Origin of the sequence: Pigmentiphaga sp. GD03639 (genome assembly GCF_029845405.1) — a bacterium.
GTDB lineage: Bacteria > Pseudomonadota > Gammaproteobacteria > Burkholderiales > Burkholderiaceae_B > Pigmentiphaga > Pigmentiphaga daeguensis.
On record NZ_JAOCLR010000038.1, the window covers coordinates 24,030 to 46,699 of the forward strand.

Genomic DNA, 22,670 nt, shown 5'->3' on the forward strand with positions numbered 1-22,670 from the left:
GAATCGCTTTTGCTTACCGAACTTGATCGAGGGCAACTCAATTACGCCTTGACCTCAAAGCGCAGGTAATCCGCGAGCCGTTTCGACTCGCTGACTTCGTCATGGGGCACCAGCAGGTACTTCCAGGGCTTGGTGCCTACGCTCGCCGCATGATCGGAAGCGTGCTTGCACCAGCGCATGGCGGCTGCGGCCTTGGCCTGCACCTCCTGCGTGTTGATGTCGGCGCGTGCCTTGGTCTCCACCATGAAGATGGTCGCGTCCGTCTCGGCCACGAAGTCGGGGATGTATTCCGGCTGCTCGGTGCCGAGCTTGTAGTAGATCTGAAACTGCCCCTTCGCAGGCTTGAACCACTTCAGGGCATCGCGCTCCAGAATGATGGCGAAGCGCCGCTCGGTATCCGAGTCGAACTTCTGCAGCGGATACAAGCAGCGCGCGAATCCGCCGAACAGCATCTGCTTGATGCGGCTCGTCTCGGTCACGGTCTCCCGGAAGTGGTGGGCCGTCTGGCCTGCCGTGGCGGTGTAGTTGCAAGGCTTGAGTTCGGTGAAGCCGCGACTGACCTGCACCTCGTACTCGGTCGCCTCTTCCCAGAAGTGGGCCATCATCTGCGCGTGGATTTCGCGCGCGATCAGGCGGCGGTCACGATCGAGGACGCTGATGGCTTCGTCCTCGGACAGGTAGCCGCGCAGGTGTTGCACCATCTGGCCCGCGAGGTCGTAGAGCAGATCGGCGTGGGTGAAGTAGTCGATGTCGTCGAAGTCCACCAGCGCGTGGACGATGTAGTCCTCCGGGCGCAGCTCCTTGAGCCCAACTTCGGCGGCCAGGGTATCCTGCTCGTTGGTGCGCAGGTTATGGATGACGATCTCGCGCTCACCCGGCTGGAGATGGAGCTGGCTCACATCCAGCTTGAAGGCGTGGAAGCCGGTCGTGACCTCGCCAGTCGGCACCACTGCGATGCGCGGGATGTCGATGGTCTGCTGCACCACGATTTCGGTGGTCTTCGCCACCACGGCGGACAAGTCAAGTGCAGGGACTGATTCATCCACGCCCGCGAGCAATTCGCCTTGCAGCGGCTTCAACCGCTCCGCCACCTCCGCGAGGATTTCCTTCTGCACTTCGGGTCTCAGCAGCGCGCTGCTGGTGGGCACTAGATCGCGCTTGACCTCGTACTTGCCGATGACGTCCATGACCACACGCGCGGCCTGCTTCTCCGCCTCCGTGGTGAACACCGGCTTGGGCGCGGGGACTTCCGCTCCACTTTCAGTGGCTGAAGCCCCTGTGATCACGACCGGTGCGTCCGTCAAACCGAGACGCGCCGCCGCCCCGGACTCGACCTGCACGCTGACCTTCTTGTCGTCGGCGCTCGGCGCATCGAGGATGACCTGCTTCAGGCGAATCGGCGAGTCGCCGCGGTTGGCCTCGTCGATGATCTCCTGGAACTTGTCGTGCGCGACGATGTTCAAGCGATCCACCGCCGCGACGCCCGTGCGCTTGCCGTAGGGCAATCTCAGGCCACGCCCGATGGACTGTTCGATCAGCGTGCGGGCATTGGCGGCGCGCAGCGGCACGATGGTGTAGAGGTTGGTCACGTCCCAACCTTCTTTGAGCATGTTGACGTGAATCACGATCTCGGTCGGCTCGTCCACGCTCTCCACGGCCAACAGGCGGGTGATCATCTCTTCTTCTTCCGCGCCGGTACGGCTGGAATCGACCTGAATCACCTTGCCATGGTAGCGGCCCTCATAGAAGGCTTCCGACTCCAGAAGCGCCAAGAGTTGCCCCGCGTGCGTGGTATCGCGAGCGATGACGAGCATGAAGGGCTTGACCGGCTTGACGCCGTTCTCGCGGGCATAGGTGAGCAACTCGACTTTGGTCGTCTCGTGCAGGCGCACACCGTCTTCCAGCTTTGTCTTCTCGATCTCCTCGGGCGTATGCGCCTTGGCATCGAAGTTGCGCTGGGTGACCACGGCAGGCTCTTTGACGAAGCCGTCCTCCATCGCCCGCGCCAGCGGGTAGTCCATCACCACGTTTTTGAACGGCACCGGCCCTCGGCTCGACTCCACGAAGGGCGTCGCCGTCACTTCCAGTCCGAACAGCGGTTTCAGGTCATTGATGGCGCGCACGCCCGCGCTGGCGCGGTAGCGGTGCGATTCGTCCATCAGCAGCACAAGATCGGGCAGGTTCGCCAGGTGGTTGAAGTAGCTGTCGCCCAGCACCTCGCGCATTCGCTTGATGCGAGGCTCCTTGCCGCCGCGCACCTCGGAGTTGATCTTGGAGATATTGAAGATGTTGATGCGCACGTCGTGGGCAAAGCCCATGGACTGATCGTCCACTGCCGCGCCGGTCTGGTCGTAGTTGTCGCCCGTGATGATCAGCGGCGGTTGCTGCGCGAATTCGGCGATCCCCTTGAACACGTACTTAGGCGTATTGCGCGTGAAATCCGTGATCAGCTTGTTGTAGATCGTCAGGTTGGGCGCCAGCACAAAGAAGTTGTTGATGCCGTGCGCCAGATGCAGGTAGGCAATGAACGCGCCCATCAGGCGCGTCTTGCCCACGCCTGTTGCCAGCGCAAAGCACAGTGACGGAAACTCGCGCTCGAAGTCCTCCAGCGTGCTGAACTCAGCCTTCAGCGTGGAAAGAATCGCCGAGACATCGCGCTCGTGGCCCAAGAGTTCGGGCGCGGCATCGAGCGCGCGAACCAGCTTGATGAGCGATTCCGCCTGGGGCGGACGAAGAGACAGACGGCCGGTGACGGCGTGCAGGACGCGGGCGTTCATTATTCGTTCTCCCCAAACAGGCCGCCCTGTCCCGCGTTGGCGAGGGCCGCGTTCTTGTTCTTGATCTTCTTGCTGTTATCGAACGTGGCCGCAGGCTCAGCCTTCTCAATCTCCGCCATCGGCAGGTTGGTCACATTCAGGCTGTAGTCGTCACGGCCCCAATGGCAGCGGGCCAGCACCATCTTCGGAATCTTCTTCAACGTCAGGTTCGGCCAGCGCTCCGCCGCTTTGGCCGCCGTGACTCCGTGGAAAGCGGCGCAGCACACCAGCAGGCTCCGCTCAGGGCCGACTTCACCGGACAGGGCTTGCAGTTGCTCTGCGGAAAGGTTCTGCGTGGTGACATAGATGAAATCGCGCTCGCTGGAATGGCCGTGCTGCCACCAGTGCGTTTCCGACGGAGCGTAGGCAAAGCCTTCCAGCTTGGCCAGCGCCTCGGCCAGCTGCGCAGCGTTGTATTCTGGATTGATGACCGGATTGCCCCAGCGGTCATTGACGATCAGGCTGGGGGCAAGACGGTAATAGCGGAAGCCACCGCCACCTTTCCAGTTCACCGCTTTGCTGATACCGCCCTGGTCCTCGCCATCAATTACCTTCTTAATGCGCGGAATGATGTGGGTGTGGCAGTGATCGCCCAGCTCCACCATGATCCAGCGGCGACCCATTTTGTGCGCAACCGCACCGGTAGTGCCGGATCCGGCGAAGGAATCGAGTACCAGATCACTTTCAATCGTCGCAATCTCAAGCACACGTTGGATGATTTTCTCGGGCTTGGGCGTATCAAAAGCCTTTTCACCAGCAAATATGCCCTTCATCTCTGCACTGGCATTTCGAGTGCTGCCTGCAAAGTCGTATGGCCACCAAGTTTGAGGCACCACGCCGCCTTTCACTTCCGACAGAAACTTCTTCTCGACAGGGAATTCGGCGTTGCCATCTTTTCCCCAATAGATGCGCTTCTCCTTTTGGAGCTTCTTGATTTCGTCCGGAGGACGCCGCCAAGAACTGCCTTTTGGAGGTAATACTTGTCGTCCGGCATCGTTGGTGAGTGCGTAGTAGTCGCGCTCACGGAACTCTGCACGCGTCAGCGGAGTGCCGAGCCAAGGGCCGCGCGGATCGTTATCAGGATTTTTGTAATTTGCTATCTGCTTTTCACTTCGAGGGACTAGGTTTGGCTTCCACAAGTCCGACTTCTTGAACACCAGAAGCATGTTGTGTGTCTGCGCAATCGTGGATGCGTTGTTGCCTGGCGTATCCTTCGACTGCCAAACAATGTTCGCAACAAAATTCGCCCGCCCAAACACCTCATCGCACAGCACCTTCAAATAGTGTGCCTCGTTGTCATCGATGGTTATCCACAGCGACCCATCTTCCGCCAGCAACCGCTTAATAAGCTCCAGTCGGTCGCGCATCAAGCCAAGCCAGATCGAGTGCTCTAGCCCGTCATCGTAGTGCGTGAAGGCGCTGCCGGTGTTATATGGTGGGTCGATGAACACGCACTTCACCTTGCCGGAGAACTCTTGCTCCAATGCTTTCAGCGCAAGCAGGTTGTCACCGAAGATCAGCCGGTTGTCAAAGATGTCGTTGTCCGTCACGCGATGCTTCGCGTGATATGACTTTTCCGGATCTTCCAGCAGGATGCGCGGCTCCAGCTTGGGCCGCTTCTCCTTGCCGATCCAAGTCAGTTCAAGTTTTTGCTTGCTCATTTCAATGATATTCCAGCCTATTTCACAGGTGCCTTGGCGGCCGCGTCGAAAATTTCGTTGTTGATCGGCGAGCGCAGGCGGTCGTTGTTGAGCAGCTTCAACAACACGTCGATCGTTTCCGCCTCGACCACGACTTGCCCATCCTCGACTTTCAGCTCCCAGCCTTCTTCCTTGCTGACTTCAATCATGCGCTGGATATAGTCGGGCTGTTGGTAGTAACCGGCCTTGAGGATCGATGCCATCTTGCGCAAGTGGTGCAGGTTGTCGCCCACGTGCTTCTGAATGAGGTCGACATTCTTGAAACGGCCACTCTCATTGAAGTTCTGGATGACCTCGGCAGCCTTGGCCTTCATGCCCTCGCGGAAGTTCATGGAAATTTCGAACTCCTTCTTGTTGGCAATGAAGATCATGCCGCCATGCACGAAGAAGTCGAAGCGCGGATCGATCAGAAAGACTTCCTTGTCTTCTACGTCCACCAATTTGTGTTCGACAAAGAACGTCGCCTGGCGCGATTGAACTTTCTTTGGCTGGGTGAGTGTGCTGATCTTGCGCCAGGCGTAGAGTCGATCATTGCCGTGTTCAAGCTGGACGACATACGCCCACGAATTGAGCAGGTCTTGGTATTCCTTGGCGATGGCATTGTCAAAGCCAGCGTTTATCGCCACTTCGACTTTAGGGAAATCGGTGGCGTCTGCCGTAATCGTGAACAGCGTGTCATCACCATCGGCATTATTGAAATCGTATTCGGCCAAGTGAAAGTCCTTGCCCTGCAACTGATTGACTACATAGCCCTTCAACCGCTTCTGGAGCTTGGCATCGGTGTTGACGCGCAGTACTGAGTAATGTGCCGCGTGATTTGCCATGTAGCGCTTGACAAGCCAGAAAGTGACCACCCATTTTTTTAGATCGATCGCTTTGATCGCCTTCAAGGTGGCCTTGTGCGCCTTGTTGCTCATTTTTCTGTGCCCTTTTTATCCAGATTGGCGTTGTCTTTGACGGCCACATACAGATAGTGCGACATCCGCTCCATGCGGCAAGTGTCACCCACGGCCAGCGGTTGCCGTGTCACGACCATCGCCTGAATTTCCTTGTCACCGCGTTTGAAGGTGCAATCGATCAGCATGTAACCCGCAAGAGCGAGAATCGGGTTCACGAAAACCGTCTGGGTGCGGTAGGCCATGATGAAAAGAATGGCTAGAAAAAGGGCGAGGCTCACAATGACCTGCCAGTCTCCCAGGTCCACCTTCATGAACGAAAGCATGTAGGGGATGGTGTAGCCGAACATGTCGCCCGATTTGTTGGACGCCTTGGTGACCGTCACCGTCAGCCCGCCATCGATTTCTCTGACGGAACGAAGCACAGCCAAACTGCTGAACACTGCGATCAGCAACAGGATGCCGCTGAATACCGGATTCTGGGGAAGCAGACCGGGGCTGGTTGCATCGTAATCCTTGATGATCAGAATCAGCATAAGGGGCGAATAGGCGCTCAGAAAGAGCACCAGCGATGCCCATGGACGAAGCCGAAGTGACGGGTCGCGGGTGTTATCCATGATGACGCACCTGCTTCCCCGGATAGCCCAATGATTGGGATCTGAAATTTTGGTGCGAGCGCAAAGGCACAAATCGCTTGGCCTGCACCGTCTCCAGAATGGTCATGTACTGAGGTTCGAGCGCAGCCATCAGCCCCTCCCGCCAATCCGAGCACGCGCACGTGCCTGGGCACGGGCTTGCAGCGCCGCCCGCACTTGGGCATAGAGCTGAGCGTTGGCCTGCTCCCGATCCGCCAGTACCACGGCGACGGCATAGGGCTCGTCCCCATCGCGCCCATCGGACCAAGGACTATCTTGTCGGGTCACTACGACGAACACCTTGTGACCGTTGGCCAGCGCCTGTTTGAAGCGCCATCGAGAGACCTGCAACGTGCCGTTCTTGCGGGTGTCGTTGGGCAGCCAGCGGCCATTGCTGTGCTCCCCCATACCTTCTTCCCGGTTGCGCTGGAAGGCACGAGTCACGTCATCCAGGCTGTCGGCTACCACGAGGTTGAACCAGAGTTTCGTGCGGCGATAGTCCAGGCGGGTCGTGCGTACCTCGGGGCTGTAGGCCAACGCCACCGTAATTTCGCGCGTACGGCGCCCGTTGGCCCAGAAGCTGTCCGGCACAGGCAGTTCGAAGAAGTGGTGCTGGTCGTTTCCGACGCGCTCTTCGGCCAGCAGGGTGACGGTGTGATCAAGCGAGCGGAACAGCGCCGCATCGTCCACGCGCCCATACCCGACGAGGTGCAGGAGTTTGTCGCGGCCTTCAGCATTGTTGCCGGGGTTCAACAGCGCTTCGCAGGCTTGCGGCCAGCGGGCATGGGCGCCGATCAGTGCGCGCAGCAGGCTGGGCGAAGCGTCGGGCACTTCGGCCAGTAGCCGCGCGGCTTTGTGGGCCACCAGCGGCGCGGCATAGCTGGTGCCGATGTCCTCCTTGAACGCGAATCCGTGGGTGGCAAATCCGCCGTTGAGCGACACGACACCCAGCCCCGTATGGCGAGGGCGGCCGCCTGTAAGCATCAGGGCGATGTTCCCCGCATGTTCCACCACATCCGGCTTGATGGCGCCGTTGATGGATGGCCCGCGTCGCGTCAACGGGAAGGGCTGGTTCGCCCGCGCCAGGATGTGATCTTCAATGGTGTTGGGATGGTTTTGCGCGTCGCGCGTGGCCTCGAACAGGCTGATACCGCCGACCGTGAGGGCGTTGAGCGCCGTGGCCGGGTCCAGCAGCCGGGCGTGCTCCTCGAACAAATAGTGGGGGTATTGCCCACGGGCATCTTGGGGGAGCTGGTTGAGCTGCAAGTTGCCCGCCGGCACCACGAACAACACGCCCAGCTCGCGCGTAAGACGATCCAGGGTATAGGCCAGCCCGCGGACATGCCGACCGTCGTACACCTTATTCAGGTCGCCATAGCTGAGATTGAACACCTTGCAACCGTACTGCCCGTGCAGGTCGCGCACGGCTTCCTCGACCGCCTTCTCGACAAACTCGGTCTGATCCTGTCCGTCGTGTTCGAATACTTTGCCGGAGAACAAGCGGAGCTGCGGGACGAATTGGCGCTGCTGGATGGCGTTATGGACATCGCCGTACAACGCAAGCCCACCGACGAAGGTGCCATGCCACGGCTCGGCATCATTGGCGCTGCGATGAGGCTTCAGATAACCTTGAGCATCGCCGGCCGCTGCGGCAAGCAGAGGGTGGCCCGAGGTCAAGCCGGAGTCGAGAACAGCAATCGCAGGCGCATCGGCAGGCGGTGGATCAACTACCGGAAACTGGTTGATGTCTGTCATCAACAGCTGAACGGAAACGCCCAGCCGAGGTGGAAGATCCACCGTGCGGACGTCCCGATGGCGCAAAAGCTGATCTGCTTGATTCTGATCGCAGCGCACGCGCAGCTTTACCAAGGATGGCAGCTTGAGCTCGTCCAACTTCTTGATGCCGAGTTCCTGCAACAGGTCTACGAAGGCACGGACCATGGCCTGGCGCTTGTCCTGTCGCTCCTGGGGCCATAGTTCGACATCGAGCGTGAATGGCGTTTCTTCGGGGAAGCCCTGTTCACGGAGAGCGTTGCCAGTGCGATCTTCCGGTGTCCAGTGATCGAAGTCCTCGATGGCATACAGCAGATCCTTACGTGTAACGTTACCGTCACGCGCCAACGTTGCCAAACGCCGTTCGAATTCGTCCAAACCTTCATCAGTGGCGAAGGCCAAAACAACAGTTTTTTCTTCCTGGCTGACGATTTCCACACCGGGAATAGCCTGGAAAGAGTCCGGAGGTAGGCTTTCTCCATGACGCAGCTGAATCTTTATCAGCTTGCGATCATCGTAGCCGCCAATGTCGGCCTGATCCGGGTCAGTGATACGCCCCCTTGCAGCCTGGAATTTTGTGCCAAGCGCCGCGCCGTAAGCACGTGGGTCTTGTGGTGTAAAACCGCCCCCGCCCCTCCGCGGGTGGCGAAGATTGATCGGTTCTTCACGATCTAGACGCAGGTGCTCATAGGCCATCTTCTCCCCTCCATGCCTTAACTCTTGTAGCGATACTCTCTGGCAAGTGCGTTATCGATATGACTCTTCTCCAAAAACTCCCGCCCAGACAGGATCATTTCCTTAACGGCCCGCCGCAGTACACGCTCGATATCGGCGTGCGACATCCCCTTGAACACGGATGCCACCTGGCCATCGTCGGGCTCGAAATTGCGGCGGACACCGGAGAGTTTCAGAGCTAACAAGCGTTTGATCTGCTCCAGATTCGGCATCTCGAAGCGCACAACCTCATCGAAGCGTCGCCAAACCGCCTTGTCCAATAGGGTTTCGTAGTTGGTGGTGGCGATCAGGATGCTCTCGCCTCGATAACCGTCCATCATCTGCAAGACGGCATTTACGGAGCGTTTGAGCTCACCATGATCGGCGCTGTCGCCACGATCCTTGGTCAGGGCGTCGAATTCATCGAACAATGCGACCACGGGATGCGTTGCGACGTAATCGAACACTTTTCGCAAATTGGCAGCCGTCTCCCCCAGAAACGACGATATGATCGAGTCCAGCCGAACGAGGACGAGTGGCATGGACAGGGAATGCGCGATGACTTCGGCGGCCAGCGTCTTGCCGCAGCCGGGAGGCCCGCAAAACAACAGCTTCTGCGCGGGTTGCAGGCCATAGGATCGGAGCACGTCCGCCCGGTTGTGCTCCATCAGGATTTCATCGAGTGCCGACTGCGAAGCATCCGAGAGAATGATGTCTTTCTCCTCTCGAATCACGGCACGCTCTTCTAGTAGCGCAAGCCCGTTGTCTTTATTTGTCGGCACGCTGGGCAAACTTTGCAGCTTCCGCGCATTCTTCCCGAAGTTTGCCTGATCGCCGTAAAGCAAGCGCTCAAGGTCATTTGCGAGCAGATGATGGTTCTTCTCGCGCTCCTCTTTGATCACTGCCTCGGACGCCGCGCGAAAGCCCGAAGCATCGCCTTGCGTTCCCGATTTGATGAGTTGCCGCAGTAATTTTCCGCTAGCCATATCTCGCTCTCCTCAATTCTTGGCACGCTTCAACCGCGGCCTGGTCATGCGCAGGTCTAACGGTGCTACTTGATTAGTCATTACACCAGCTCCCACTCGACAGTGAACAGCGTGCGCTCCTCGACCTGCTGTTGGAGTTGCACTTCAAGCTGGCTGATCAAGTCATTGCGCTGCGCTTCGACTTCGTCCTGCCGGGCAAACAACTCGCGGCGCAGCTTGCTGCGCTTACTCTCCAGTTCGCGCTGCTTCTTCTGCCATGACAACTTTTCTTCCAGCGTCGGCGAGGTCGCGGCGGTTCGGCGCACCTCCTTGATCTCGCGGTCGATCTCCTTGATCTCCTGCTCCAGACCGAGCTTCAGGTCGTCCGCCCAGGCATCCAGCTTCTGGACTTCCTGCTCGAAGTAGCCGAGGTTGCGCTCGTTGACGTCGCGCAGGAGTGCGGTCTTGCGGGCTTCCACGTCGGCCAGCAGGGTGGCATCAGGGGCGTTGAACAGACTGGCCGCCTGCGTGGTCGCGGGCAGGCGCAGCAGCTTTTCCGGGTCTTCTTCCGCGAGCACGACGCCGTCGGTCGTGCCCGCCGCAACCAGCAGATGTTGCTCCTGGTTGCCGAGTGTCTCGACCGAGATTAGCTTCACGGTGAGCCATCCGGCCTTGCCGCGCCAGGCTTCAAGCGTGCTGATCTTTGCACCGTGGGCGTTGTAGTCGAACACAAGACGAGCCCCGTTGAGTGCGCGAGCCTTGGCCTGCTCGATGCCCCATCGCGCCAGCGGATGATTGATGCGGTATAGATGCGCGTCGCCGGAGCGGCGGGGCAATTCGTAGCGCCCCAGCTCGATGCCCGCGAGGCCGCCGTGCTCGACTCCAGTCGGTATGTGGCGGAGATCGAAGCCGTCGTCATCGAACGCGGCGCAATGGACCAGTTCGGCGCGGGTCAAGTCCATCAGCATGCGCTCGAAGCGGTTGCGCGCGTTGCGGCTGTCGTCGGCCCGCATGCGCAGCTTCTCCTGCACCTCCTCATCGAAGTTCTCAAGCAGTACCTGGCGCGTCTTGACCATCGCCTCGTTGATTTCGCCGGAGAGGTCGAGCTGGAGTTGCTCGAAGCTGGACTTGATTTCCTCGGGCTCTCGGCAGTTCTGGTAGATCTCGGCGATACGCCGCTCGAAATCGACACCGGAGCCGATGGCACCCAGCACTTCGTCGCTAGCCCCAAACACGCCCTCGAAGAGCTGGAACTTCTGCGACAGCAGCTCGTACACCCGTGCATCGGCCTCATTGCTGCGGTCGACGAAGTTGACCACCACCACGTCGTGCTTCTGACCGTAGCGGTGGCAGCGCCCGATGCGCTGCTCGATGCGCTGCGGGTTCCACGGCAGGTCGTAGTTGATGACGAGCGAGCAGAACTGGAGGTTGATGCCTTCGGCTCCGGCCTCGGTGGCAATCATGACCTTGCCACGCTCCTTGAAGTGCTCGACCAGTGCCGCACGGGTGTCGGCGGTCTTGGAGCCGGTGATGCGGTCGGTGCCTTCGTGACGCTTCAGCCAGTCCTTGTAGATCGCCTGCGCACGCTGGTCGCTATTGGTGCCGTTGAAGAGCACGATGCCGTCGCCGTATGGCGTGTCGGCCAGCAAGTTGAGGAGGTATTCCTGCGTGCGCTTGGACTCGGTGAAGATGATGGCCTTCCTGGGCGCGCCTAGCCGATCCAGTTCGGCGAAGGCTCGATCCAGCGCGGTGAACAGTGCCTTGCCCTTCGCGTTGTCCCGGATGTTGGTTGCCAGCGTTTTGAAGTGGCGAAGCTCGTCGATCTCCTCCGCGATGGCATCGCGTTCCAAGCGGCTCGGTGCTGCGACGTCTGAGCCTTGGTCGTTCCACTCATCGGCGGTTTCGTCGAGCGACTCGTAGTCCTCATCGAGTTCCTCGGCCAGATCGGGAACCTCGGTGGTTTTGTCGAGCACACCCTGGAGGCGCTTGGCCATTGTCTCCAGCGCACCCGCAATCGCGTGCGTGCTGGAGGCAAGCAGCTTCCACAGCACGAGTGAAATCAGTTGGCGCTGCCCCTCGGGCAGGGCCTTGAGGTTGGGGCGGCGCAGGTAATCGGCGACGAGCCTGGAAAGTTCCTGCTCTTCGCTCGACGGCGTGAACTCCTCGACGATGGCCTTGCGCGCTGTGTACGACACGTAGGGCTGAACCTGTTTGCGCAGGGTGCGCTTGCAGATGGGGGCCAGCCGGTCACGCAGGCTGCTGAAGGATTGCTCTCTGCCAGTGAATTGCGAGCGGAAGCTATCAAGGTCTCCGAACACGCGGTCATCGATGAAGCTGACCAGCCCATAGAGTTCGAGCAGCGAGTTCTGCAACGGCGTCGCGGTCAGAAGCACCTTGGAGTGAACGCGCGACAACGCCTCCTTGAGGGTCTTGGCGATGACGTTGCTGGTTTTGTAGACGTTGCGCAGGCGATGCGCTTCGTCGAGGACGACCAAGTCCCAATCGATGCCCTTGACATCGTCAGCCTTGGCCTTCGCGAACTGGTAGGAACAGATGATCGGACCGGAGGCGAACAGGAACGGGTTCCGCTGCTCCTGTTTGCGGATCGCGTTGTAGCTTTTGGCTTCGAGGATCAGCCCTTGCAGGCCGAACTTGTCCTGCAGCTCTTGGTGCCATTGCTTGCGCAGGTTCGCTGGAACGATGATGAGCACCTTCCGCCGCCGTTCCGCCCAGCGTTGGGAGATGACCAAGCCGGCTTCGATGGTCTTGCCTAGACCAACCTCGTCGGCGAGGATCACGCCGCGTGAGAGGGGGTTGCGGCAAGCGAAGAGCGCGGCCTCGACCTGATGGGGATTCAGATCGACCTGCGAATCGACCAAAGTCGAAGCCAGCGACTCCACGGAGTCGCCTGCTGCACGCCTGGTCAGCAGCCAAGCAAAGTACTGGCTCTGGTGCGGCGTCAGAAGCTGCTGTGTCGTCAACGGCGATCCTCCCCTTGTTCTTCCCCGAGCGTGATTCGGCGGCTGGCATGGTCCGCGCTCACTCGGCCTCCGGCTTCTTCTTGTTGATGCTTTCGGCGATCCACCGATCCAGCTCCGAGCGGCGAAAGCGCCAGGTTCCCCCAAGCTTGAACGCTGGAATCTCTCCTTTCTGGGCAAGGCGATAGACCGTCCGTTTGCCGGCTTTGAGGTAGGCCGCGACTTCCTCCAGCGTGAGGATCTCGCTCTCGACTTCACTCATCTGAAAACCATCTGGTTTGGTCTTTCGTGACTTTGGATTGCCAAGTTTGCTCAATTCTACCAAAGGGTGGTAGGCGCTAGCCAACAAGAAATCCACCAGGCATTGCGCGAATGTCGGCCAGCGCGACCAACAAATCCGGTCATGCCGTAGTTCCCATTCCCTGCGGCGCGAAGCGAGGGCGCGCCACAGCATCTGGCCATCCGCTTCAACGGGGAATGGCACGATGGGACAGACCAACCGCCGCACATCCGCATGGCCTGCGCTTGCCGTGGTGTTGGCTGTGTCGTTCTCGGCGCTGCAGCCTGCCGCCGCTGCCGACAGCCTCGCCTCGGAGCGTGAGCAGCTCGCCGCGCTTGCCCGCCAACTCGACCTGATCGACCGCCTCGCCGAGCACGCCGCCAATACCGCTCCGCAGGAGCGCGCCCGCTACCACTTCGACTACGCCCAACTGCGTGCCGACCTGAAGCGCGTTCGCGCCGGCCTGGAGGACTACCTCGTGCCCCAGCGCGCCCAGCCGCGCGATCCCGTCCCGCTGGCCGGCGATTACGTCCGCCGTGACCGCGCCGACGACGACGACGAGGAGCCATCGCCATGACGCCCTCTGCCGATCAGGTCGCCGCCTTCCAGGCCAACGGCGGCTTCGCGCCTTCGGCCGTCTCTGCCGTGGTGCTCGCTTTCGTGTTCGCCGTGTTGCTGCTGTGGGGCGTGTGGGCCATGCGCACCGCCTACGTCGGCTGGGCCGAGCACCGCATCACCGAGCGTCAGTTTCTCGCCGTCGTCGTGCGCTTCGTGGCGATGTACCTGGTACTGACCTTCTTCCTCCTCTCCTGACCGTCACGAAAGGCCAAACGCCATGAACACGTCATCGACATCCCATCGCATTCCGTCCCGCATCGCCGCACCGCTGCTGCCGCTGGCGCTCGCGGGCCTGCCGCTGTCGGCCTTCGCGCAGGGCCTGCCGACCATGGAGGACCCTTCGCGCGGCCAGGGCAGCGGCATCCTGCAGACCTTGCAGAACTACGGCTACGACATCGTGCTGCTGATCGCGCTGCTGGTGGTCGCCTCGATGTTCGTCGGTGTCTGCTATCACGCCTACACGCGCTACTCGGAGATCCACACCGGCCGCGCCACCTGGGGCCAGTTCGGCCTGACGGTCGCCGTGGGCGCGATCCTGCTGGTGGTCGGCATCTGGCTGCTCACCAAGGCCACCGGCGTGCTGTGAGGGCGGCAAGCGATGGCCGTCCCCTCGGAGACCCCGCAAGACACGCTGGTGAGCTTCCTGCCGCACCGGCTGAATCGCCAGCCGGTGGTCGTGCGCGGGCTGACCGCCGACGAGTTGTGGATCTGCGCCGGCCTGTCGGCCGCAGCCGGATTCGCACTCGGCCTGCCGCTGGCCTGGCTCACGCACAGCATCGCCATGGTGCCGACGCTGATCGTCGCCGGCATCGCGCTGGGCGTCTTCGTCGGCGGTGGTTTTCTGCGCGCACAGAAGCGCGGCCGGCCCGACACCTGGCTCTACCGACAGCTCCAGTGGCGGCTGGCATTGCGGCACCCGGCGCTGGCAGCGCTCCTGGGCGGGCAGCGCCTCATCACCCGCTCGGGCTACTGGACGACCCGGCGCAACGCCAATCGAGGTGCGCCATGAGCCGTTTCAGGAACGAGGTTGCGCACCTGCAGGCGCACGTGAAGACGCTGCGTCTGGGGGCCGGCGCGTTGTTCGCGGTGGCGCTGCTGCTCGGCTTCGGCTGGTGGAGTGCGCCGAAGAGTCTGACCATCCATGTGCCGCCGGACTTGCGCTCGGGCAGCACGCGCAAGTGGTGGGACGTGCCGCCCGAGAGCGTGTATGCCTTCTCGTTCTATATCTGGCAGCAGGTACAGCGCTGGCCCACGAACGGCGAAGAAGACTATCCGCGCAACCTGCGCGCGCTGTCGGCCTACCTCACGCCGAGCTGCCGGGCCTTCCTGCAACAGGACTACGAGTACCGGCGTGCCAGTGGCGAGCTGCGTCAGCGCGTGCGCGGCATCTACGAGATTCCCGGCCGCGGCTACGGCGACGATCCGGCCACGCGCGTCAAGGTGGTCTCCGACCGCGATTGGATCGTCACGCTCGACGTGAGCGCGGACGAATACTACGGCTCCGAGCAGGTCAAGCGCGCCCTGGTGCGCTACCCCATCAAGGTCGTCCGGCTGGACATCGACCCCGAGCGCAACCCCTTCGGCCTGGCGCTGGACTGCTACGCCAGCGCACCCCAGCGCATCGAAACGCCGCCGACGCCGACCCAGGCCGGCGCGCCCGCCAACGCCTCCGGCCACCTGCAGGGAGACTCTCCATGAAGTCCGTTGCCTTGTCGGCCCTGGCCGGCGTCCTGCTGATCCTCGGTTTCGTGCCGGCCAGCCAAGCCGTGGAAATCCTGCGCTGGGAGCGGCTGCCCCTGCCGGTGCCGCTGGTGGTCGGCCAGGAGCGCGTGGTCTTCATCGACCGCAATGTGCGCGTCGGCGTGCCGGCCAGCGTTGGCGATCACCTGCGCGTGCAGAGTGCGGGCGGCGCGATCTACCTGCGGGCGAGCGAGCCGATTCCGCCCACGCGGCTGCAACTGCAGGACGTGGAATCCGGCGCGCTGATCCTGCTCGACATCGCCGCCGAGCCGGCGAAGGACGGCCAGGCGCCGCTGGAGCCGGTGCGCATCGTGGATGCGGAAGCCCCCGCCAAGCGCTACGGCGGCGGTGCAGCAAGCGGCGCGGACGAGCAGGCCGATGCGCCCGCGGGCAAATCCGTTCCCCGGCGCGAAACGCCGGTACCGGTCGTGCTGACGCGCCATGCCGCACAGAACCTGTACGCGCCGCTGCGCACCGTCGAGCCGGTCGCCGGCATCGGGCGCGTAAACCTGCGCCGCGGCCTCGCGCTGGACACCTTGCTGCCGACGTTGCCGGTGCACGCGCGGGCACTGGCCGCGTGGCGCCTGGAAGACCAGTGGGTGACGGCCGTGCGACTCACCAATACCTCGGCGCGCTGGCTCGACCTCGACCCGCGCGCCCTGCAGGGGAACTTCGTGGCGGCGACCTTCCAGCATCCGAACCTGGGGCCGGCCGGCACCGCGTCCGACACCACGGTGCTCTACCTGGTCACGCGCGGCCACGGCCTGGCCGAGTCGCTGCTGCCGGCGCTGAGCCCGATCGACGCCAGCGTGAACCTGCCGCCGGCCGCCGCGGCCGGCTCGACCGGAGGAGCGCGCGATGAAAAGTAATCCGTTGCTCAAGTGGCTGCTGATCCCGATGGCGCTGCTGCTGGTGTTCGTCGGCATCAAGCTGTTCTCCGGCGCGCCCGGCGGCCAGCCCGCTCCCAAGGGCGCGGCCAGTACGCTCACGCCCGAGGAGATGAAAGCCCTGGGCATCGCTGGCGACACGCCGCGCGATACCGTCGCCACGCTGGTGGCCCAGGTGAAGCAGTTGCGCACCGAGCTGCAGAGCGCGCTGGGCGACAACAAGCAGCACAAGGCCGAGAACGAGCGCCTGCGCGCGCGGGAAAGCGCGATCGACCAACGCATCCAGAGCGCGCTGGAAGGCGAGCGCAGCCGCCTGGAGCAGGAGCGCAATCAGGTGGCCAGCGACAGGCAGCAGACCCAGGGGCTGCTGCAGGATCTGCAGCGGCAACTGGACGGCCTTTCCGGCAAGGGTGGCCCGTCCGATCTGCCCGTCGGGCTGGGGCTCGAAGAGGGTGACGGCCAGCGCTTCAACCGCGGCGTCGCTAGCACGCAGTGGGTCGAGCCCGACGATGCCAAGGTCGACGCCAAGAACAGCAGCAAGGAGCCGAGCTTTCCCCTGAGCTTCGGGCCGGCCCAGAAAAGCCTGTCGGCCGCAGTGGAATCCGTCGCCGACGTCGGCAGCCGCGCGGTGGGCGCATCCACGAAGGCTGTCTACACCGTGCCGTCGAACTCGACGCTCATGGGGTCGATTGCCATGACGGCGCTGATCGGGCGCGTGCCAATCGATGGAACCGTCAACGATCCCTATCCGTTCAAGGTGCTGATCGGCCCGGACAACCTCACGGCCAACGGCATCGACATCCCCGACGTGGCCGGCGCCGTGGTCAGCGGCACGGCCTCGGGCGACTGGACGCTCTCGTGCGTGCGCGGGCAAATCCGCTCGGTCACGTTCGTGTTCCAGGACGGCACCATCCGCACGGTGCCGGAGGACAGCAGCAAGGGCGGCAGCAGCGGCGGCAACTCGGGGCACAACGGCGCCAGCATCCAAGGCGGTCTGGGCTGGATCAGCGACCCCTACGGCATTCCCTGCGTCAGCGGCGAGCGGCGCAGCAACGCCCAGCAGTACCTGGGCAGCCAGGCGCTCATCACCGCGGCCGGCGCCGGCGCGGCCTCGCTCATCAAGTCCGACAACGGCAGCGTGGCCGTGGTCGCCAACAGCAACGGCTCGCTGGGCACCGTCGGCATCAGCGGCAACGAAGCGATGGGCCGCATCCTCGCGGGCGGCGTGCGCGACATGGCCGATTGGGTCAACAAGCTCTACGGCCAGGCCTTCGCGGCGGTCTACGTGCAGCCGGGCGCCAAAGTGGCCGTGCACCTGGAGCAGCCGCTCGACATCGACTACGACGCCAAGGGGCGTCGGGTCCACCACCGCACCGGAGAAGCCCATGCCTCGGATCTGGATTGACGCGGCCGCCGTGCTGCTGGCGGCCACCCTGCTCGGCGGCTGCGCCACCAGCAAGGAGAAGCTGCTGCCGCACGGCGACAGCACCATGCTCGACATCTGGCATCAGGAGACCGGCGGCAGCGCAGGCGGGGGCCAAGCTGCGCGGCAACTGCTCGACGCGCGCCAGGGCCTGCGCCGGCCGCTGGCCGATGCCGATGTGCAGGCGGCGCCCGGCGTGCAGGCGCGCTACACCCGCACCGCGCAGAACGAGATTTACCGCCAGTTCCACCGCCTGCCGAACCCCGACCTGGTGATGTACGTGTTCCCGCACCTGGCGGGCACCGACCCGGTGCCGGTGCCCGGCTACAGCACGGTGTTCCCGCTCTACCAGCGCGTGCAGTACGCGATGCCGGGCGAGCGCGTGGAGGACTATTGATGGCCTGGTCGCTGCCGTGGTCACGCAAGTCCGACGCATCGCCTGTTGACGCCGCGGATGCGACCGATGATGCCTGGGCACGGCACGTAACGGCCTTGGCGGCACAGGGTGTCGCCGAGCCGGGCAGCGCGCTCGGCCGGGGCCGGCGCAGACCGGCCACCCAGGCCGACCACGATGCGCTCTATGGCGTCGCGCCGTCGTTCGCGGACTTGCTGCCCTGGGTCGAGTACCTGCCCGGCAGCAAGTGCATGTTGCTGGAAGACGGCCAGTCGGTGGCGGCCTTCTTCGAACTGGCGCCGGTCGGCACCGAGGGCCGCGAGATGGCCTGGCTGTGGCAGGCGCGCGATGCGCTGGAGAACGCCCTGCAGGACTCCTTCGACGAGTTGGACGACAACCCCTGGGTAGTGCAGCTCTACGCCCAGGACGAGGCCGACTGGGACAACTATCTGCGCTCCCTGGCGAACTATCTGCAGCCGCGTGCGCAGGGCAGCGCGTTCAGCGACTTCTACCTGCGCTTCTTCGCCCATCACCTGCGGGCCATCGCCAAGCCGGGTGGCCTGTTTGAGGACACCACGGTGACGCGCCTGCCGTGGCGCGGCCAGGTGCGGCGCGTGCGCATGGTGGTCTACCGCCGCACGTCCGCGGCCACGACCCCGCGGCGTGGCCAGTCGCCCGAGCAGGCGCTGACCACGATCTGCGACCGCCTCGCCGGCGGGCTGGCGAATGCCGGCGTGAAGGCTCGGCGTCTCGGCGCGGCGGACATCCACGCCTGGCTGCTGCGCTGGTTCAACCCGAATCCGACCTTGCTCGGCACCACTGCCGAAGATCGGGAACGCTTCTACGCGCTGACCCGCTACCCGGAAGAGCAGGAGGAGGGCGAGATCGAACTCGCCAGCGGCACCGACTTCGCGCAGCGCCTGTTCTTCGGCCAACCGCGCTCGGACGTGCCCAACGGCCTGTGGTTCTTCGACAGCATGCCGCATCGGGTGATCGTGATGGATCGCCTGCGCACGCCACCCGTGACCGGCCATCTGACGGGCGAGACGCGCAAAGGCGGCGATGCCATGAACGCGCTGTTCGACCAGATGCCCGAGGATACGGTGATGTGCCTGACGCTGGTCGCCACACCCCAGGACGTATTGGAGGCGCACCTCAACCACCTCGCCAGGAAGGCCGTCGGCGAAACCCTGGCCTCGGAGCAGACCCGGCAGGACGTGCAGCAGGCGCGCGGCCTGATCGGCAGCGCGCACAAGCTCTACCGCGGCGCGCTGGCGTTCTACCTGCGCGGCCGCGACCTGGCCCAGCTCGATGCGCGCGGTCTGCAGCTCGTCAACGTGATGCTCAACGCCGGCCTGCAACCGGTACGCGAAGAGGACGAGGTGGCGCCGCTGAACAGCTATCTGCGCTGGCTGCCGTGCGTGTTCGATCCGGCTGCCGACAAGCGCCAGTGGTACACCCAGCTCATGTTCGCGCAACATGCGGCGAACCTGGCGCCGGTCTGGGGCCGCAGCCAGGGCACGGGGCATCCGGGCATCACGTTCTTCAACCGCGGCGGCGGCCCGATCACCTTCGATCCGTTGAACCGTCTCGACCGGCAGATGAACGCGCATCTGTTCCTGTTCGGCCCCACGGGGTCGGGCAAGAGCGCGACGCTCAACAATATCCTGAATCAGGTGACGGCGATCTATCGGCCGCGCCTGTTCATCGTCGAGGCGGGCAACAGCTTCGGCCTGTTCGGCGACTTCGCGGCACGGTTGGGCCTCACCGTGCATCGGGTGAAGCTCGCGCCGGGTGCGGGCGTCAGTCTGGCCCCGTTCGCCGATGCCTGGCGCCTGGTCGATACGCCGAGCCAGGTACAGACGCTGGACGCCGATGCGCTCGACCAGGACCAGACCGATGCCGGCATGGCCGTGGAAGGCGATGAGCAGCGTGACGTGCTCGGCGAACTGGAGATCACCGCACGACTGATGATCACCGGCGGCGAGGACAAGGAAGAAGCGCGCATGACCCGCGCCGACCGCAGCCTGATCCGCCAGTGCATTCTCGATGCGGCACAGCACTGCGTAGCGGAGAAGCGCACGGTGCTGACCCGCGATGTGCGCGACGCGCTGCGCGAGCGCGCCCGCGATGCCACGCTGCCGGAGATGCGGCGCGCACGGCTGCTGGAGATGGCCGACGCCATGGACATGTTCTGCCAGGGCGTGGACGGCGAGATGTTCGACCGGTCCGGCACGCCGTGGCCCGAGGCGGACATCACCATCGTGGACCTGGCCACCTTCGCGCGCGAGGGCTACAACGCCCAGCTCTCGATCGCCTACATCTCGCTCATCAACACCGTCAACAACATCGCCGAGCGCGACCAGTTTCTGGGCCGCCCGATCATCAACGTGACGGACGAAGGCCACATCATCACGAGGAACCCACTGCTCGCGCCCTACGTGGTCAAGATCACCAAGATGTGGCGCAAGCTCGGCGCCTGGTTCTGGCTCGCCACGCAGAACCTGGACGACTTGCCGAAAGCGGCCGAGCCCATGCTCAACATGATCGAGTGGTGGATCTGCCTGTCGATGCCGCCCGATGAAGTCGAAAAGATCGCGCGCTTCCGCGAACTCAACGCTTCGCAGAAGGCGCTGATGCTCTCGGCCCGCAAGGAGGCCGGCAAGTTCAGCGAGGGCGTCATCCTGTCCAAGTCGATGGAAGTGCTGTTCCGCGCTGTGCCGCCCAGCCTCTACCTGGCGATGGCGATGACCGAGCCCGAGGAGAAGGCCGAACGCTTCCAGTTGATGCAGCAGCACGGCATCAGCGAGCTGGATGCCGCCTTCCGCGTGGCCGAGAAGATCGACCGTGCGCGGGGAATCGAACCTCTGGCGCTGGACACGTTGGCCTGACGGGAGCGACACGATGCGCATGCCTTCCTTCGCCCGCCGTCATCCCCGGATCGGTCTGCTGATCGTGGCGACGATTGCGGTGGCCTCGTGGATGTTGCTGCGCGCGCCGCATCCGGCAACCGAGTCCATGTCCCTGGTCGCCGCCGGGTCCGAAGTGCCGAAACCGGCCGGCCCGCCCTGGCTGTATGGCCGTGCCGATGCGCGCTTCACGGTGGTCGGGTACGCCGACCTGGAGTGTCCGTACTGCCGGGCCTACTTCCCCGCGCTCAAGCGCTGGATCGACGCCCATCCCGAGGTGAACTGGCAGTGGCACCACCTGCCGCTGTCCATGCACGAGCCGGCCGCGACTGCCGGGGCGCGCTTGGCCGAGTGCGCGGGCGAGACGGGCGGACACGCCGCGTTTTGGCAGGCCGTGGCCTGGCTCTACGCGAACACCCGTGGCGACGGCCAGGGCCTGCCGGAAGGCCTGCGCTATCCCGACCTCACACCAGCCATGCAGGGTTGTCTCGACAGCGATCGCCCCGATGCCGTCATCCGTGCCCAGGCGGCGGAAGCGGCACAGCAGGGCATCGCGGCCACGCCGGCCCTGCAACTGCGCGACCGCGAGTCCGGCAAGACCCTCCTGCTGCACGGCCCCGTCGAAGGCGACGCCTTGCTGTCGGCCATCGACCTGCTTGCCGCCGGCAGCACGACCGCAGCCGAACCCGCCCATTCCCCAGACATGCCCGCCGGCGTTGCCGGTGACATGCCCAGGTAGCCATCGATCTTCAAGGCTGCGGCGCGGCTTGTCCGCGTTGATCGAAACCCGTTCGCATCGCATCCCTTGACGCGAACAGCCACCGCATCCGCGGTGGTGGATGCCCGCTCGTCACCCGTTCCATCCCCATCGTCCCCAGGAGGGTTTGCCCTCCAGGGGCAAGCGCCCTCCGATCTCATCCATTGGAGGTTCGCCATGTCTCTCGTCATCGCCGACTCCCGCCCGGAGTCGCTCACCCTGATCGCCGCCCAGCACGAAGACTGGATCATCCAGCAGGCCATCACCCTGCTGGAGAACCGCGTGTTCAAGGCCGGTCCGGCGCTGGGCAGTCCCGCCGCCGTGCGCGACTACCTGCGCCTGAAACTGGTCGCGGAGCCGAACGAAATCTTCGCCGTCGTGTTTCTCGACAACCAGCACCAGGTGCTCTCCTTCGAGCCGCTGTTCCAGGGCACGGTCGACCAGACTTCGGTGTATCCGAGGGTGGTTGTCCAGCGTGCGCTGGCGCTCAACGCTTCGGCGCTGATCCTGGCGCATCAGCACCCCTCGGGGAACACCGAGCCCTCGGCCGCTGATCGTGCGATCACCGAGCGGTTGAAGAGCGCCCTGGCCACCGTCGATGTCCGGGTGCTGGATCACTTCATCGTCGGCAAGGGCAGCCCGTACTCGTTCGCCGAAGCCGGCTTACTGTAGTCCGCAGGCGTCCCTCCGGGGGCGCCTGTTCCTCTTGCCCCTCTCCACAAGAACTGCCATGAACGGTTCCGGTTGCCACCTTGGCGATGCGTTCTGATGGTCACGATTTCGGAAGCTTGCAAGCTTGCGGGATACGCGGCTGAACCGGCCTTTATTTGTTGAGAGGCACACCTTTACATGGCAGAATGTGCGTATTTTCTAGTTGCCAGCAACGCGAATGTCTGCCGTCACCGCCATCCAGTACACTCAGGATCAGATGCGCACGCTAACTGGCGTGTCCGCCGAAACGGTGCGGCATTGGCGCAAGACCGTGCCCTACTTGGCGTCCAAGACCGGGAAGGCTGCCCGATTCACCTTCGCCGATCTCCTTGGCTTGGCCGTTACCAATGAGCTGGTCAGCTCATTGGGCGTGCACATCGCCACCGTCAGCGTCGGCGTGGACGCGCTTTTTCGGTTGCTGAGCACCAGTGGCGCGTTGGCGCTGAACGGGTCTGTGGCGTTCGTGACGCCCAC

General features: G+C 63.4%; 20 protein-coding genes. 12 read left to right on the forward strand and 8 right to left on the reverse strand.

The genetic code is table 11. The features are described 5' to 3' along the window. Positions 1 to 41: 41 nt before the first annotated feature. The 8 genes from N5K27_RS25750 to N5K27_RS25785 all read right to left on the reverse strand — a co-directional run bounded on the left by N5K27_RS25750 (position 42) and on the right by N5K27_RS25785 (position 12,739). Positions 42 to 2,777 carry a DEAD/DEAH box helicase family protein gene (locus N5K27_RS25750; RefSeq protein ID WP_053461233.1) on the reverse strand — a complete coding sequence of 912 codons (2,736 nt, stop codon included), beginning with the start codon at positions 2,775 to 2,777 and terminating at the stop codon, positions 42 to 44. Further along, positions 2,777 to 4,477: a site-specific DNA-methyltransferase gene (locus N5K27_RS25755; RefSeq protein ID WP_279820221.1), complete on the reverse strand. Its 1,701-nt coding sequence runs from the start codon at positions 4,475 to 4,477 to the stop codon at positions 2,777 to 2,779. Before N5K27_RS25755 ends, N5K27_RS25750 begins: the two co-directional genes overlap by 1 nt. A gap of 17 nt (positions 4,478 to 4,494) precedes the next feature. Further along, positions 4,495 to 5,433: a DUF4868 domain-containing protein gene (locus N5K27_RS25760; RefSeq protein ID WP_032958255.1), complete on the reverse strand. Its 939-nt coding sequence runs from the start codon at positions 5,431 to 5,433 to the stop codon at positions 4,495 to 4,497. After that, a complete protein-coding gene (locus N5K27_RS25765) occupies positions 5,430 to 6,029 on the reverse strand; it encodes a hypothetical protein (RefSeq protein ID WP_023124337.1) in 600 nt (199 codons plus the stop codon). The genes N5K27_RS25760 and N5K27_RS25765 overlap by 4 nt, the downstream gene beginning before the upstream one ends. Positions 6,030 to 6,158: 129 nt before the next feature. After that, positions 6,159 to 8,516 carry a S8 family peptidase gene (locus N5K27_RS25770; RefSeq protein WP_279820225.1) on the reverse strand — a complete coding sequence of 786 codons (2,358 nt, stop codon included), beginning with the start codon at positions 8,514 to 8,516 and terminating at the stop codon, positions 6,159 to 6,161. Positions 8,517 to 8,533: 17 nt separating this feature from the next. Further along, entirely contained in the window at positions 8,534 to 9,520 is a 987-nt protein-coding gene (locus tag N5K27_RS25775) for an ATP-binding protein (RefSeq protein WP_032958257.1), read from the reverse strand. Positions 9,521 to 9,600: 80 nt separating this feature from the next. Further along, positions 9,601 to 12,480, reverse strand: coding sequence for an SNF2-related protein (locus N5K27_RS25780; protein ID WP_053461234.1), 2,880 nt, complete (start codon positions 12,478 to 12,480; stop codon positions 9,601 to 9,603). Positions 12,481 to 12,538: 58 nt separating this feature from the next. Beyond that, entirely contained in the window at positions 12,539 to 12,739 is a 201-nt protein-coding gene (locus N5K27_RS25785; protein WP_003141001.1) for a helix-turn-helix domain-containing protein, read from the reverse strand. A 223-nt stretch (positions 12,740 to 12,962) separates the two neighbouring features. On the opposite strand from N5K27_RS25785, the gene N5K27_RS25790 reads away from it, so the two are divergent. From N5K27_RS25790 to N5K27_RS25845, 12 genes are all read left to right on the forward strand, one after another. After that, complete coding sequence (locus N5K27_RS25790; RefSeq protein ID WP_013982136.1) at positions 12,963 to 13,334, forward strand: RAQPRD family integrative conjugative element protein; 372 nt, start codon at positions 12,963 to 12,965, stop codon at positions 13,332 to 13,334. Further along, positions 13,331 to 13,570 carry a TIGR03758 family integrating conjugative element protein gene (locus N5K27_RS25795; protein ID WP_003140997.1) on the forward strand — a complete coding sequence of 80 codons (240 nt, stop codon included), beginning with the start codon at positions 13,331 to 13,333 and terminating at the stop codon, positions 13,568 to 13,570. The genes N5K27_RS25790 and N5K27_RS25795 overlap by 4 nt, the downstream gene beginning before the upstream one ends. Positions 13,571 to 13,592: 22 nt before the next feature. After that, positions 13,593 to 13,961, forward strand: coding sequence for a TIGR03745 family integrating conjugative element membrane protein (locus N5K27_RS25800; RefSeq protein WP_003140995.1), 369 nt, complete (start codon positions 13,593 to 13,595; stop codon positions 13,959 to 13,961). A 12-nt stretch (positions 13,962 to 13,973) separates the two neighbouring features. Continuing rightward, the gene (locus N5K27_RS25805; RefSeq protein ID WP_003140993.1) at positions 13,974 to 14,384 is read left to right on the forward strand and encodes a TIGR03750 family conjugal transfer protein; all 411 of its coding nucleotides are present in this window, start codon (positions 13,974 to 13,976) and stop codon (positions 14,382 to 14,384) included. Beyond that, positions 14,381 to 15,073 carry a PFL_4703 family integrating conjugative element protein gene (locus tag N5K27_RS25810; RefSeq protein WP_130523308.1) on the forward strand — a complete coding sequence of 231 codons (693 nt, stop codon included), beginning with the start codon at positions 14,381 to 14,383 and terminating at the stop codon, positions 15,071 to 15,073. Before N5K27_RS25805 ends, N5K27_RS25810 begins: the two co-directional genes overlap by 4 nt. Further along, positions 15,070 to 15,984, forward strand: coding sequence for a TIGR03749 family integrating conjugative element protein (locus N5K27_RS25815; protein ID WP_011805409.1), 915 nt, complete (start codon positions 15,070 to 15,072; stop codon positions 15,982 to 15,984). Before N5K27_RS25810 ends, N5K27_RS25815 begins: the two co-directional genes overlap by 4 nt. Beyond that, the gene (locus N5K27_RS25820) at positions 15,974 to 17,407 is read left to right on the forward strand and encodes a TIGR03752 family integrating conjugative element protein (protein WP_011805408.1); all 1,434 of its coding nucleotides are present in this window, start codon (positions 15,974 to 15,976) and stop codon (positions 17,405 to 17,407) included. Before N5K27_RS25815 ends, N5K27_RS25820 begins: the two co-directional genes overlap by 11 nt. Next, entirely contained in the window at positions 17,388 to 17,822 is a 435-nt protein-coding gene (locus N5K27_RS25825; protein WP_023083166.1) for a TIGR03751 family conjugal transfer lipoprotein, read from the forward strand. The genes N5K27_RS25820 and N5K27_RS25825 overlap by 20 nt, the downstream gene beginning before the upstream one ends. Further along, on the forward strand, positions 17,822 to 20,710 hold the full coding sequence (locus tag N5K27_RS25830; protein WP_134280911.1) for a conjugative transfer ATPase: 2,889 nt from the start codon (positions 17,822 to 17,824) through the stop codon (positions 20,708 to 20,710). Before N5K27_RS25825 ends, N5K27_RS25830 begins: the two co-directional genes overlap by 1 nt. Positions 20,711 to 20,723: 13 nt before the next feature. Continuing rightward, complete coding sequence (locus N5K27_RS25835; protein WP_023657711.1) at positions 20,724 to 21,467, forward strand: thioredoxin domain-containing protein; 744 nt, start codon at positions 20,724 to 20,726, stop codon at positions 21,465 to 21,467. 195 nt (positions 21,468 to 21,662) lie between these two features. Continuing rightward, positions 21,663 to 22,157: a DNA repair protein RadC gene (gene radC, locus N5K27_RS25840; RefSeq protein WP_023657710.1), complete on the forward strand. Its 495-nt coding sequence runs from the start codon at positions 21,663 to 21,665 to the stop codon at positions 22,155 to 22,157. A gap of 217 nt (positions 22,158 to 22,374) precedes the next feature. Then, the coding region (locus tag N5K27_RS25845; protein ID WP_279820239.1) for a MerR family transcriptional regulator at positions 22,375 to 22,670 on the forward strand (296 nt) is incomplete at its 3' end.

Bases quoted from the DNA above. Each gene is read 5' to 3' on its own strand.
- N5K27_RS25750 (WP_053461233.1), bottom strand. From the start codon at position 2,777: ATGAACGCCCGCGTCCTGCACGCCGTCACCGGCCGTCTGTCTCTTCGT.
- N5K27_RS25755 (WP_279820221.1), bottom strand. From the start codon at position 4,477: ATGAGCAAGCAAAAACTTGAACTGACTTGGATCGGCAAGGAGAAGCGG.
- N5K27_RS25760 (WP_032958255.1), bottom strand. From the start codon at position 5,433: ATGAGCAACAAGGCGCACAAGGCCACCTTGAAGGCGATCAAAGCGATC.
- N5K27_RS25765 (WP_023124337.1), bottom strand. From the start codon at position 6,029: ATGGATAACACCCGCGACCCGTCACTTCGGCTTCGTCCATGGGCATCG.
- N5K27_RS25770 (WP_279820225.1), bottom strand. From the start codon at position 8,516: ATGGCCTATGAGCACCTGCGTCTAGATCGTGAAGAACCGATCAATCTT.
- N5K27_RS25775 (WP_032958257.1), bottom strand. From the start codon at position 9,520: ATGGCTAGCGGAAAATTACTGCGGCAACTCATCAAATCGGGAACGCAA.
- N5K27_RS25785 (WP_003141001.1), bottom strand. From the start codon at position 12,739: ATGAGTGAAGTCGAGAGCGAGATCCTCACGCTGGAGGAAGTCGCGGCC.
- N5K27_RS25790 (WP_013982136.1), top strand. From the start codon at position 12,963: ATGGGACAGACCAACCGCCGCACATCCGCATGGCCTGCGCTTGCCGTG.
- N5K27_RS25795 (WP_003140997.1), top strand. From the start codon at position 13,331: ATGACGCCCTCTGCCGATCAGGTCGCCGCCTTCCAGGCCAACGGCGGC.
- N5K27_RS25800 (WP_003140995.1), top strand. From the start codon at position 13,593: ATGAACACGTCATCGACATCCCATCGCATTCCGTCCCGCATCGCCGCA.
- N5K27_RS25805 (WP_003140993.1), top strand. From the start codon at position 13,974: ATGGCCGTCCCCTCGGAGACCCCGCAAGACACGCTGGTGAGCTTCCTG.
- N5K27_RS25810 (WP_130523308.1), top strand. From the start codon at position 14,381: ATGAGCCGTTTCAGGAACGAGGTTGCGCACCTGCAGGCGCACGTGAAG.
- N5K27_RS25815 (WP_011805409.1), top strand. From the start codon at position 15,070: ATGAAGTCCGTTGCCTTGTCGGCCCTGGCCGGCGTCCTGCTGATCCTC.
- N5K27_RS25820 (WP_011805408.1), top strand. From the start codon at position 15,974: ATGAAAAGTAATCCGTTGCTCAAGTGGCTGCTGATCCCGATGGCGCTG.
- N5K27_RS25825 (WP_023083166.1), top strand. From the start codon at position 17,388: ATGCCTCGGATCTGGATTGACGCGGCCGCCGTGCTGCTGGCGGCCACC.
- N5K27_RS25830 (WP_134280911.1), top strand. From the start codon at position 17,822: ATGGCCTGGTCGCTGCCGTGGTCACGCAAGTCCGACGCATCGCCTGTT.
- N5K27_RS25835 (WP_023657711.1), top strand. From the start codon at position 20,724: ATGCGCATGCCTTCCTTCGCCCGCCGTCATCCCCGGATCGGTCTGCTG.
- radC (WP_023657710.1), top strand. From the start codon at position 21,663: ATGTCTCTCGTCATCGCCGACTCCCGCCCGGAGTCGCTCACCCTGATC.